This window comes from Pseudomonadota bacterium, from assembly GCA_016711215.1.
In the GTDB taxonomy this organism is placed as follows: Bacteria; Myxococcota_A; Polyangia.
Genome location: JADJTL010000004.1, coordinates 1 through 12,361, shown reverse-complemented (window position 1 = coordinate 12,361; position 12,361 = coordinate 1). Strand labels below are relative to the sequence as shown.

General features: G+C 71.3%; 9 protein-coding genes. 4 read left to right on the top strand and 5 right to left on the bottom strand.

All coding sequences use genetic code 11. The annotated features are described in order from the left end of the window. Window positions 1-10: 10 nt before the first annotated feature. Window positions 11-892, bottom strand: a complete 882-nt coding sequence (locus IPL40_12055) for a hypothetical protein (protein MBK8481894.1) — start codon at window positions 890-892, stop codon at window positions 11-13. Between the two features lie 449 nt (window positions 893-1,341). Here IPL40_12055 and IPL40_12050 point away from each other — a divergent pair, with 449 nt between their 5' ends. Continuing rightward, the gene (locus IPL40_12050; protein MBK8481893.1) at window positions 1,342-3,666 is read left to right on the top strand and encodes a VacB/RNase II family 3'-5' exoribonuclease; all 2,325 of its coding nucleotides are present in this window, start codon (window positions 1,342-1,344) and stop codon (window positions 3,664-3,666) included. 57 nt (window positions 3,667-3,723) lie between these two features. On the opposite strand, the gene IPL40_12045 is transcribed toward IPL40_12050, so the two are convergent. The 3 genes from IPL40_12045 to IPL40_12035 form a co-directional block, all read right to left on the bottom strand. Beyond that, on the bottom strand, window positions 3,724-4,560 hold the full coding sequence (locus IPL40_12045) for a zf-HC2 domain-containing protein (protein ID MBK8481892.1): 837 nt from the start codon (window positions 4,558-4,560) through the stop codon (window positions 3,724-3,726). Continuing rightward, entirely contained in the window at window positions 4,557-5,219 is a 663-nt protein-coding gene (locus IPL40_12040) for a sigma-70 family RNA polymerase sigma factor (GenBank protein ID MBK8481891.1), read from the bottom strand. Before IPL40_12040 ends, IPL40_12045 begins: the two co-directional genes overlap by 4 nt. 106 nt (window positions 5,220-5,325) lie before the next feature. Beyond that, window positions 5,326-6,564 (bottom strand): aminotransferase class I/II-fold pyridoxal phosphate-dependent enzyme, encoded by a 1,239-nt coding sequence (locus IPL40_12035; protein MBK8481890.1) that lies wholly within the window; start codon window positions 6,562-6,564, stop codon window positions 5,326-5,328. Window positions 6,565-6,965: 401 nt separating this feature from the next. Between IPL40_12035 and IPL40_12030 the strand changes: the two genes are divergently transcribed. The 3 genes from IPL40_12030 (at window position 6,966) to IPL40_12020 (ending at window position 10,185) form a co-directional block, all read left to right on the top strand. After that, window positions 6,966-7,592, top strand: coding sequence for a penicillin-binding protein activator LpoB (locus IPL40_12030; GenBank protein MBK8481889.1), 627 nt, complete (start codon window positions 6,966-6,968; stop codon window positions 7,590-7,592). Between the two features lie 68 nt (window positions 7,593-7,660). Further along, window positions 7,661-9,046 carry a hypothetical protein gene (locus IPL40_12025; GenBank protein ID MBK8481888.1) on the top strand — a complete coding sequence of 462 codons (1,386 nt, stop codon included), beginning with the start codon at window positions 7,661-7,663 and terminating at the stop codon, window positions 9,044-9,046. An 80-nt stretch (window positions 9,047-9,126) separates the two neighbouring features. Continuing rightward, window positions 9,127-10,185 (top strand): LPP20 family lipoprotein, encoded by a 1,059-nt coding sequence (locus IPL40_12020; protein MBK8481887.1) that lies wholly within the window; start codon window positions 9,127-9,129, stop codon window positions 10,183-10,185. Between the two features lie 70 nt (window positions 10,186-10,255). Here the strand turns inward: IPL40_12020 and IPL40_12015 are convergent, their stop codons facing one another. Further along, window positions 10,256-12,220 (bottom strand): protein kinase, encoded by a 1,965-nt coding sequence (locus IPL40_12015; GenBank protein ID MBK8481886.1) that lies wholly within the window; start codon window positions 12,218-12,220, stop codon window positions 10,256-10,258. Between the last annotated feature and the right edge of the window lie 141 nt (window positions 12,221-12,361).

Genomic DNA, 12,361 nt, shown 5'->3' with positions numbered 1-12,361 from the left:
CGGGGGGCTGCTAGTCGGGGTGCTTGACCTTCGCCACCAGACGGCGATGCCAGACCGTCGCATTGACGTAGGCGCTGTCGGCGCCGCGGAGCTGGTCGACGAGCTGTCCCGTCGTGCGGAAGCCGAGGCCGCTGAAGAGCGCCGTGGCCCAGGAGTCCTGGGTCGGCGCGAGCCCGAAGACGTTGCCGATCTCCGCGGCGGCGAGCTCATCGATCAGCGTCTGTCCCGCATAGCTGGCGATCGCCAGCGCGGCGGCAGACTCGGGCAGCGGTGCGATCCCGAGCGTGGCGTGACCGAAGGAGGTGTCCATCTCGGCGCAGATCCAGCCGCTGCGCTGGCGCATCAGCGTCTGCAGGGCGAGGTCCGGCGCCCGCAGCCGCGCGAAGGGCAGCGGGCCGAGCGCGCCATCGAGTCGCTCGAGCAGCTGGCCGCGCGCGGTCGCGTCCGCCACCGGGCGCAGCGTCAGCCCCTCGGGACGACGCAGTCGGCGGGTCTGCGGCGACACACCCTCGGGGATCGGCGCCTGGCGGTGCGCGGGACCGCCGGGAATCACGGTGCCGCTCTCGTCGTAGAGCCGGGCCATCGCGTAGGCGTCCGCCGTGCGGAAGAGCCCCGGGAAGATCCCCTCGCGCGTGAAGCCGATCGAGCGCCACGATTGGCTGTCGCCCTTCTCCACCAGCGTGAAGATCTTGTGCAGGCCGAGCTCCCGCGCCACCGCGTCGAGCAGCTCGCGCTTGGCCTCGTAGTTGCCGACGCGATAGTCCATGAAGCGCGCGTGACCGTGCGAGCGGTTGATCACCAGCCGCAGGTCGATGTCCCCGCGACGCACGGAGCGCTCCTCGACGTGGGTGTTGGTCGGCTGCGCTGCCTGACGAGCTGAAGACGTTCGCACGTAGCCGATCCTCCTGCCGCTCCAGCGGCCTGCGCGATGCCGCACGGCGCTGCGCGCCACGCGGATGCTGCCCGCGGCAGCGATGGCCGCACGAGAGCGGGTGTGCTGCGCTGCCCCATCCATCATTTGTGGAGAGCTGGGCGCTGGTAGCACGCGTAATGTGGGGTGTCAATCGCGCCTCTGGGCCCGGGGCCGGGCTCTTCGCTGCGGCTGACGCGGGTCGCATGCCGCATCCGGCACGCTGCGTGCTAGGCTGCGCCCGCGCCCGATGCGCGCGTGCGGTAGGGCCAGGATTGGCGCCACGAGCGCGTCGTCGCAGCTCGGGCGCGCAGGGGCGCGAACGCGCCAGAACGGTTTGAATTCTGTCCAAGCATCTCGACCAACTCAAGCAACAAGAGATCCTCGCCGCCCTGGGCCAGGGCGGCGCCGAGGGGCTGGAGCCTGGCGCGTTGAACCGCGCCCTCGGGCTCGACCGCGCATCGCAGCCGGCTTTGCGGCAGCTCCTCCGGGCGATGGTGCGGAGCGGCGTCGTCGCTCAGCAGGGCCGTCGCTTCCTCGTCAACGCGCGATCGCAGGCCGCTGCGGGGGAACGGCTCGGTACGCTGCGCGTCAACGCCAACCCCCGCGGGGGTGAGGAGCGCGGCCTGGTGCTGCTCGACGATACGGCCGAGGAGCCGGTCTATTGTGACGGCGACGACATGGCCGAGGCGATCGATGGCGATCGGGTCGCGCTGGTGCTCAGCGCCGGCCGCGGGCGGGCGCGGGGCCGGGTCGTGCGCGTGATCGAGCGCGTGCGCCGGCGGGTGACGGGGCTGGTCGAGGGTCCGCCCTGGCGCCTGCGCGCGGACGATCCGCGCTTGGCCCTGCGGCCAATCACGATCCAGCTCGACGGCGACGGGGTGGGGCGTGCGACGCTGGAGACCTGGGCCGCGGCGCAACCGCGACCGCTGGTGGCCGCCGACATCGTCGCCTATCCAGACGCCGCAGGCGCGCCACTGCAGGTCGTCGTCACGCGGGCGCTCGGGCAGGCCGGCGAGCTCACCACCGAGGTCGCGCGCGTCCTCGTCGAGCAGGGCGTCGTCGAGCCCTTTGCGGCGGCGGTCTGTGCCGAGGCCGAGGCGCTGCCCGATCACGTTCGGCGCGCCGACCTCGTCGATCGCGTCGATCTGCGCGACCGACCCTTCGTCACCATCGACCCGGAAACCGCGCGCGACTTCGACGACGCCGTGGCGATGGAGCCGGGACCGGGCGGCACGACCCGAGTCTGGGTCGCCGTCGCCGACGTCAGCCATTACGTCACTGCCGGATCGGCGCTCGACGAGGAGGCGCGGCGCCGCGCGTTCAGCGTCTACCTGCCGGATCGCGCGATTCCGATGCTCCCTACCGCGCTCTCGGCGGGCATCTGCTCCTTGCTGCCGCAGCAGGATCGCTTGGCGATGGTGGTCCGCCTGGACGTCGATCCGACCGGCAGCGTGGTCGAGAGCGACTGCATGGCCGCGGTGATCCACAGCCGCGCGCGCCTCGATTATGCGGGCGCGGCGGCGGCCCTGGCGGGTGAGCTCCACGGCACGCGCGAGGCCTACCGCGAGCATTTGCCGCAGCTCCATGCCTTGCGGCGCGTCGCCGAGACCCTGCGGGCGCGGCGGATGGCGCGCGGCAGCCTCGACCTCGACCTGCCGGAGCCCAAGGTGGTGCTCGATGCCGACGACCCGGCGCTGATCCGCGACATCGTGATCAGCCGCCAGGACCCGGGCGTGCGCGAGACCTACGGCTTGATCGAGGAGTTGATGTTGGCCGCCAACGAGGCGGTGGCGCAGCGCTTCGTGCGCGCGCAGCAGCCGACGCTCTGGCGCGTTCATCCGGCACCGCGCTTGGAGGCCCTGCAGCAGCTCGCGCAGTGGCTCGCCAGCTATAGCGTGAAGCTTCCTGGCGCCGCGCCGACGGCGAGCGCGCGCGAGAGCGATGAGGCCCGCTTGACGGCCTCGTCGGCGCGTTGGTTGCAACGCACGCTGCAGGCGGTCGGTCGGCATCGGGCGGGACGGGCGCTGACCTACCTCGTGCTGCGCGCGCTCAAGCAGGCCTGCTACCGCGCCGAACATGAGGGGCACTTCGGCCTGGCGAGCGCGGCCTATCTCCACTTCACCTCGCCGATTCGTCGCTACCCCGACCTGATCGTCCATCGGCAGGTCAAGGCCCAGCTTCGGGCGGCCGGCAAGCCAGCCGGAGGCCGACTCGTCGCTGCTGCTGCGGCCGGCTATTCTGCTGCTGAGCTGCGGGATATCGGCGCGGGCGCCTCGGCGCGCGAGCGCGCGGCCCTCGACGTTTCGAGGCAGGTTCAGGGGCTCTACGGGGCGCGGCTGCTGCGCGAGCGAATCGGTGACGAGCTCGAGGGGCAGATCACGGGGGTGATGGCCTTCGGCGTCTTCGTCGCGCTCGACCGACCGGCCGTCGACGGGCTGGTTCACGTCGAGCAGCTGCCCGAGCCGATGGTTTATGACGCGGAGCGGCTGCGGCTCGACGCACCAGGCAGCGGTCGCGCGCTGGCGCTCGGTGATCGCGTTTGCGTCAGGGTCATCGGCACCGATCTGCGGCGCGGCCAGATCAACCTGCAGCTCGTCTCCCGCGAGGGGACGAGCTGGCCCGCCGCGGCCAGCGGTCGCGGCGCTGGGGCGCGCCCGCGGCCCGCGCGCGGCGGGGCGCCGCCACGCTCCGAACGCACGCGCTCCGAGCGCACGCGCCAGGCGGGCGCGGGTCGCCGACGGACGCGCGGCTGAGGGGCAGCGCTCGCGGCGCTACTGGCCGGCGCTACTGGCCGGCGCTACTGGCCGGCGCTACTGGCCGATTAGGCGCACGAGCCGGCTGCGGTCCATCTCCGAGGTGATGACGTAGTCGGCGTCGCCGCGCGCATAGAGGACGAAGTTGTAGCCACGCACCCCGCGCCAGCGCACCCGGACACGGCCGGCCCCATTCGGATCGAGGGTCGGCTGGCGCGTCGGGTCAGCGCTCGGGTCCCGGCGGCTGAGGGCCGCGACCACGCTCGGGTCGACGACGAAGACTGAGACGTGGTCTCCGCCGATGCGATAGCTCAGGTAGGCTGCCTGCTGACCGCCGAGGCTCGAGAGGCGTGCACCCTCGAGCTGGGCCTGCTGCGCGTGGAAGCGCGGCAGCCGCACGGCGAAGGGAACCTTATCGCTGAAGAAGTCGCGAATGCTCTCGCTGCTGGCGCCGCGCACGTCGAGCGGCGCGCGGCTACGATGCCACTGCACGCTCTGCTCGGCGAGCGCCGCCATGGTCACGGCGCCGCGTTCGGTGCCTGCGCCCGCCTCCGTCAGCGGACGCAGGCGGGGGAGCACGACGAGCGCCAGGCCCGCGGCGGCTGCCAGCGCGAGCCCCCACCAGGGGCGCGAGGCTCCCTGGGTCCCCACGCGGGGCGCCGTGTGCGGCGCGCCCTGCGCTACCAGCTCGCGGATCTGCCGCCGCAGTCGCTCGGGGGCCGGATCGGTCGCTGCCGCCTCGCGCACGCGCTGGCGCAGGCGCTGGCCGAAGGCAGCCTCAGCCCTGCAGGGCTCGCAGTCCTGCAGGTGGGCCGCCAGCGGGGCGCGCGCAGCTTCGTCGAGCTCACCGTCGAGGTAGGCATCGAGGAAGCGCTCGAGTTCGGTGCAGCTCATCCCTCCGACCTCCTTGCGCGGCGAAAGGTCTGTAGGTCGGCGGGCGGGCTGAGCGCTTTGGCGTCCTCTGGGACGGAGGCTGGGTTCAAGGGCAAGAGGCCGAGCTCAACGCCCAATCCGTGCAGCGCCTGCTGCAGTCGCTGGCGCCCGCGGTAGAGGCGGCTCATCACCGTGCCGATGGGGCAGCCGAGGATCTCGGCCATCTCCTTGTAGCTGAAGCCGTGGACATCGCAGAGCAGGACGGCGAGGCGGAAATCCTCTGGCAGCGCCTCGAGCGCCTCGCGCAGCTGCCTGGCCGAGACGGCGTCGAGCAGGCGCTGCTCGGTGTCGCGGCCGGCCATCGTCGCGGCCGAGACGAAGCGGTCGTAGTGTCCCCCGACCGCGCTTTCGCTGGCGAGGCTCCGATCGTGGCGCTCCTTGCGCACGCGATTGTAGAAGGTATTGGTCAGCACAGTGAAGAGCCAGGCGCGCAGGTTGGTACCGGCCTCGAAGCGCTCGAAGAAGCGCAGGGCCCGCACCATCGTATCCTGCACGAGGTCCTCGGCGTCAGGTCCGCTGCGGGTCAGCTTGAGCGCCAGGCCGTAGAGGCCGTCGAGGTGCTCGAGCGCGGCATGCTCGAAGGCGTCGCGCTCGGGTCGGGGTGGGCTGGCGGTCGGCATGATCGTTGTTCCGTCCGAGGGCGATGCGATCGCTCGTCACGATCGCCATGATCCCGTCAACCCGGCCGGTGGGCGTATTATTTCAGGCCGCGGCGGGGCGCCGTAGCTATCGCGGGCCGAGCCGCTCGCCTTCGACCCGCGCGGGGCGCTCCCGCCGCCGGGCGGAGAAGTCCGCGATATTCCCGAGCGCCCGGCGCAGCGTCGGCTCCTGGGGCAGGTAGACCACACGGAAGTGTGCGCTGCCGGGGCGCTGGCCGAAGCCCGAGCCGTGGACCACGACAACGCCCGTCTCACGCACGAGGTCTGCGACCCAGCCGGCGTCGTCGGTCTCGTCGATCAGCCGCGGGAAGGCGTAGAACGCGGCTGCCGGGGCCACGCAGTGGATCCCCGGCGTGCTGTTGAGCAGCTGCAGCGTCAGCGCGCGCCGCGCCCGCAGCTTGAGCAGCGTCGCGGGCAGGTGCGAGTGATCGCCCCGCAGCGCCGGTGCTACGGCGTGCTGCACCGGGTGGCTCGCCGACAGCCGCGCGCGCAGGAACTTATGCATGGCGTCGATGTAGGGCGCGAGTACCCGCTGCGGGCCGCTGACGACCGCCCAGCCGAGCCGCAGTCCGGGCCCCATGTAGATCTTGGACAGCCCCATGAACGTCACCACCGGCACGTCCTCGCGCAGTGAGGCCAGCGAGACGTGCTGGCCTTCGAGCACCAGCCGGTCGTAGATCTCGTCGGCGAGGACGACCAGCTTGTGCTCGGCGGCAAGCTCGAGGATCCCCTCCAGGGTCGCGCGGTCGCAGACGGAGCCGGTCGGGTTGTTGGGGTTGATCAGCACGATCGCGCGGGTGCGCGCGTCGATGGCGCGGGCCAGCTCGGCGACGTTCGGCTGCCAGCCGCGCGCTTCGTCGAGGTAGTAGTGCTGCTCGACGGCGCCGAGCTTGGCGAGCACGGCGTTGTAGAGCGGGTAGCCCGGCTGAGGCAGCAAGACCCCGTCGCCCTCGTCGACCAGGGCCGCGAGCGCGACCTCGATGCACTCGCTGCAGCCGTTGCCGACGAAGATGTCCTGGATCGCCCGGATGCCACAGCGCTGCTCGGCGTCCTCGCGAATGGCGGCGATCGCCGCCGGCACACCCTCCGAGGGTGCGTACGAGGTTAGATGGTCGCGCAGGGCGCGGCAGATCGCCTCGATGATGTGCGGCGGTGTCGGAAAGTCGAAGAGCCCCGGATCGCCGATGTTGAGGTAGAGCAGCTCCTTGCCGGCGCGTTGGGCCTGCTGGGCCAGCACGACGATGTCACGTACAGCGTAGTGAATATGCTCGGTGCGCCGCGCCACGCGAATCAATTCGTCGAACATCGCCCAGCTCCTTGAACAGCAGGCAAACGCGGCCATCCTACACCAGTTCCTTGGGCCGTCCAGGAGGCACCGGCAGCGGCGCGCGGGTCGTCGATGTCGCGGGTCGTCGATGTCGCGGGTCGTCGATGTCGCGGGTCGTCGATTGACAGCCTCCGGAGCCCGGCCCTACGCTTCCCCTTCGGCACGGCGCGCTGTCCTTGACCGCGTTCGTGAGCGCGGCCCGGTTACGCGCGCCACCGAGCGGCGCGCTGCGACGCTGGCGCGCGGAGCGCGGGGTTCCGCGCTGCGGCGCCGCGCGCTCGCGGGTGATGGCTCCAAGAGAGCCGAGCAACTCAAAGCGGATGGCAAAACGGATGGCAAAACGGATGGCAAAACGGATGGCAAAACGGATGGAGAACGCGATGCGAAGGTCGTCTGCAAGCGTCGGCTTTTTTCGGCTGCTTCCCGTTGCGCTGCTGGTGGTGGCAGGGTGCTACACCGCCGGGCCTGCCACCACGGTGCAGCGAATCGATCCCAAGGCCCAGGTCGATCTCTCCGGCTACTGGAACGACACCGACGCCAACCAGGTGGCCGAGGTGATGATGCGCGATTGCCTCAGCCGACCATGGGCCGCGCAATTCAGCGCCCGCGAGCGGCGCGAGCCGGTGATCAAGCTCTACCCGATTCGCAATCGTTCGAGCGAGCACATCAACACCAAGTTCTTCACCAAGCAGGTCGAGGAGGAGCTGATCAACTCCGGCGTGGTGAAGGTGGTCGCGGCCTCTGATGAGACTCAGGACGCGCGCAATGAGCGCGCCGAGCAGGCGGAGCACGCCTCGGACGAGACCAAGAAGGAGCAGCAGCAAGAGACGGGGACCGACTTCCTGCTCAACGGTTGGGTTGTCTCGCAGATCGATCGCGCAGGCGGCCAGACCGTCCGCGCGTACGCCGTGACGATGGAGCTGATCAACGCCGAGACGCAGCAGAAGGTCTGGCTCAAGCTGCATCAGATCAAGAAGGTCGTGGACCAGGCCGAGTACCAATGGTGAGCACGCGCCCCAGGCCAAACGCCGTGTCAGGCGCCGCGCGCGCGTGCGGCGCCGAGGCGCGCCGCCTCGTGGTTGCGCTGCCCCTCTTCGGGCTCGCTGCGCTGGTCCTCGCGGGCTGCGGCCAGGCCGGGATGACGCGGACGGTGAGCGCCGTGCGCGGAGCGCTCGGCCAGGGCGAATACGGGGTGGCGCTCGGGGCCCTGCGGGCCGGCAAGCAGAACGGACGCTTTCGCGAGCAGGACCGGGTCGCCTACTGGATGGACGAAGGCATGCTGCTGCACCTGCTCCGGCGCTATGCCGAATCGAGCGCCGTGCTCGAGCAGGCCGACCGGCGGGCCGAGGAGCTCTTCACCAAGTCAGTGCGCAAGGAGCTCGGCGCGGCGCTGACCTCGGATGCGCGGCGTGACTACGCCGGCGAGGACTACGAGCGCGTGTTGCTCAACGTCGTCAAGGCGCTCAACTTCGCCGCGCAGCGCGACTTCGCCGGTGCCCTGGTCGAGGCCCGGCGCGTCGATCAGAAGCTGAAGTTCTACGCGACCCAGTATGGCAACCGCGAGGTCTACCGGCAGGACGCCTTCGCTGAGTGGTTGACCGGCCTGCTCTATGAGATCAGTGGCAGCCAGGATGACGCGCGCATCGCCTACGCGCAGGCCTGGGAGGGCTATCGCGATGACTTCGCCCCGCACTACGGCCTGAGGGCGCCGAGCTACGTCGGGGAGGACCTGCTGCGCGTGGCGCTGCGTGACGGCGACCCCGAAGAGGTCGCCCGCCTCCGCAAGGAGACTGGGGCGAGCGGCGAGACGGGGGCCCTGCTCGCCGACCACGGCGAGATCGTGCTCCTGCACCTCAATGGCGAGGGGCCGAGCAAGGGCGACCTCTTCATCACCTGCTGGTTTCGCAGCAAGGGCGAGTGGGCCTGTGACGGCGAGCCTGGCGGCGACCTCGTTCGGCGGACGAGGATCACGGTGCCGCCCGATGGCACGGTGATCAAGGTCGCCTTTCCCGTGCTCTATCTGCATGAGCCCGCGCAGCCCTTCTTGACGCTGCGCGCCGGCGCGGCGGAGGGGCGCTCGCAGCCGGCCTATCCCGTCAACGCGATTGCCGCCCAGGCGATGCGCGCGCAGCTCAAGCGCGTCTTTCGCGCGGCGATCGTGCGGGTGATCGCCAAGACGCTGGCGCAGCAGGCGGCCGGCGCTGCGGGCAAGAAGGCCGGCGGCTCAGAGCTGGGCTGGCTCGCCAAGACCGTGGTGAGCGTCGCCGGGCAGGCTACCGAGGAGGCTGACAAGCGCTGCTGGACGACCTTGCCCGCGCGCATCGACGTGGCGCGCGTGATCGTCGCGCCAGGCACGCACGCGCCGACGGTCGAGCTTGCCGACGGCCGCGTGGCCGCCTTGCCCGCGGTCACAGTAGGGCGCGGTGAACGGGTCCTGTTGACCTTCCATTCCTCGCCCTGAGCGCGAAGCGTTGCGGCGAGCGCGGTGTCCGCGCGACGGGGGGCAGCCGCCTTCCCCGGCAGTGACGAGTGGGGGACCTGATGAAGAGTATGAGGCGAGGAGGCGCGACCGGAGTCCTGTGGGCGGCGCTGCTGGTGGGCTGCGGGCCGCCAGCGATGCGGGGCTTCTCGGCTGCCGGGCCCACTGGGCCGCAGGGCCAGCCGGTGTGGATCGATGGCGCCGCGGCAGCGCGCTATCCCGCGGCGCAGTACCTGACGGGTGTCGGTCATGGCAGCGATCGAATGAGCTGCGAAAACGACGCCCGCGCCGCCCTGGCGAAGATCTTCGCCGCCCACGTCGAGCAGGTCTCCAGCGCCGCGGAGAGCCACTTCTCGCGGGTCAACGAGCTCGGGCGCGTGCGCGTCGAGGCGCTCGGCGTGCAGCAGCTCACGCGCGTCTCCACTGATTTCGTGCTCAAGGGGACGCGCTTGGTCGAGGTCTGGGAGGGCGGGCCGCAGCGCTTCCATTGCCTCGCCGTGCTCGACCGGCTGGTCGCCGGGCGCGGGCTGCGCGACGAGCTCGATCGGATGGACGTGGCGAGCGCCGCGCTGGTGCGGGAGGGCGATGCCGCGCCCAACGCGACGGCGCGCTTCTTCGCCTACAAGCGGGCGATGGAGCTGCTGCAGCGGCGCGACGGCCTGAACGCCGAGCTGCGCATCGTCAGCGCGGGCGGCGTCGGCAAGCCGCCGCTACACGGCTGGGAGGACCTCGTCGCCAAGCTGACGGGCACGCGGGCCAAGCTCAAGGTCGGGCTCAAGCTCAGCGGACGCGACGCGGCGCGCCTCCAGACCTGTCTGGCCGAGCAGCTCGCGCAGCGGGACGTGCAGGTGCTCGAGGAGACGAGCGACCTGGACCTGATGGTGCATGGCGAGCTGGCCTGGCATTGGGCGGGCTACGTCAACGGCTCCTATTTGGTCCAGGTCAGCGTCGATCTGCGCGTGACCGATCTCGACAGCGGACGCACGATGGCGGCCTTCGCCGAGCGCCTCAAGACCGGCCGTCCACGGCGTGACAATGCGCTGCAAACGGCGGCCAACAAGCTCTGCTTCAAGGTGGCGCCGCTGCTCGCCGACAGGCTGCACCAGGCGCTCGGTCGCTGAGCGTAGCTGCTGCGCGGCTCGCAGCCGGGGAGGCCTCGTCAGCCTCGTCAGGCCCTCACGCCCGTGCGGCTCACGGGCCGGTGGTGGAGGCGCCGCCGACGCTCGCGCCTTCCTCGCTGCCAGCGGGGGTGCCAGCGGGCGCGCTCGGCGCCGCGCCCCAGACGCGCCGCCGAAGGCTCACGCGGACGGTTTGCGCCTCGGCCTGGCCGACCAGGTTGATGGTGTGGTCGAGCCAGCCGCCCTTGGCCAGCGTCAGCGTCGTGCGCTCAGCGGGACGTAGCTCGATCGTCAGCGGTGTGCGCTCGATCAGGCGGCGGCCGTCGCGCAGCACCGCCGCATCGTCGGGGACCGAGACAACCCGGACAGAGAACGCCGCGCGAGCCGTGGTGGAGGTGCGGGCCGAGGTCCTCGAGGCGGTGGGCGGCTTCGCGCTGGCACCGGTTTCGGTAGCGCCGTCATCGCCACCGGGGTGGGAGTCCCGCGCCGCCGCGCTGGCGGTCGCGTCCGGCATCTCGGTGGGCGCGTCGGCAAGAGCCTCATCCGGCGCCGCCATGGGCCCGTCGGTCGGCATTACGCCTCCGCCGGTCGTGGCCCAGACCGCGCGCGAGGGTAGTCGCGTCGTGCGCACGGCCGCGAGAGGACGACCCGAGAGCCCTTCTTTCGGTCGCCCGGGGCTCGCGCCTGGCGCGGCGGCCTGGGCCTCGGTCGCGCGCGCGGCTGGCTCGGGTGTGGGCGTTGGTGGGGGCGCGGTGGTGGAGGTCGGGTTGGCGCGCGTGGGCTCGGCGCGCTGGAGCGAGGTGGCGCGCACGGCCGTTGCGACCGGTCGCAACAGGTACCGCACACCCGTGATCGCGAGCGCCACCACCAAGCCAAGCGTGAGGACCGTGGCGAGCAGGCGTGGCCCCCTGCGCTCGGGTAGGGCCGTCGGCTCAATTGAAACTGCGGGTGCGGGCGCGGGCGCGGTCCCAGGGGCGGGCGCGGTCCCAGGCACGGCGGCCGGGGGTCGCGCGCGCACCGTCGGGGGCACCGCGGCTCGGGGGCTCTGGCTCGCGGTCGAAGGCACTGCTGGCGGCTGCGCAGGGGCGACGGGCGTGGCCGACGCGAGGCCAATTCTCGTGGACCGATCTTCGGGCGCCAGCAACGCCGCTCGTCGGGGGGCGAGCGCGCTGCGAAAGGGCTCGAGGGCCTGCGCCAGGGCTTCTATCGACTGGAAGCGGTCGGCCGGCTCCTTGGCCAGCGCCTGCAGGATGATCGCCTCGATCGGCCCGGGGACTGGGTGGCCCGGCGTGACGCTGCTCGGCACCGGTGGAAGCTTCGTGATGTGCTGGGAGAGCACGCCCATGAACGACTCGGCCTTGAAGGGCACGTCACCGGTGTAGAGCTCGAAGAGCATCACGCCGAGCGAGTAGACGTCCGCACGCGCGTCGACCCGGTGACCGAGGGCCTGCTCGGGCGACATGTAATTCGGCGTGCCGAAGACCGTGCCCGTCTTGGTCAGGCTGCTGCCGTCGCTGTTCAGCACCTTGGCGATGCCGAAGTCGAGGATCTTGACCTGATCGCCGCCATCGGGCCGCGTCGTCACGAAGACATTCTCCGGCTTCATGTCGCGATGGACGATCCCCTTGGCATGGGCCGCAGCCAGGCCGGCGCAGACCTGGCAGAGCACGTCGACGCCGCGCGCCGGGTCGAGCGGCGGTAGGCCATGAAAGAGCTGGTTGAGGCTCTGCCCCTCCAGGTACTCCATGCAAAGGCAGACCCGACCGTCGTCGAGCTCGAAGAAGTCGTCGATGCGGATGATCGCCTCGTGGCCGATGCTCGAGGCCGACTGGGCCTCCTGCTTGAAGCGCGAGAGAGCCTCGGGGCTATCGCGGATCTCCGGATGCAGCAGCTTGATCGCCACACGCTTGGTGATGTGGAGGTGCTCGGCGGCGTAGACCTCGCCCATGCCGCCGCTGCCGAGCAGTCGCGTCAGGCGATAGCGGCCGCCGATGATCGCGCCGAGCTGCGACGCGTCGGGCCGATCGGGCGGAAACATGGAGGCTGGATCTTGACGCACGCGATCGACCTTGCCAGCAAGCGTCCCATGCTATTAGTACGGTCGCGCCTTGGCAATCCGGCCCGGCAGCAGAGGCAGTAGAGGCAGTAGAGGCAGCAGGGCAGCGCTTCGTCGCCCCGC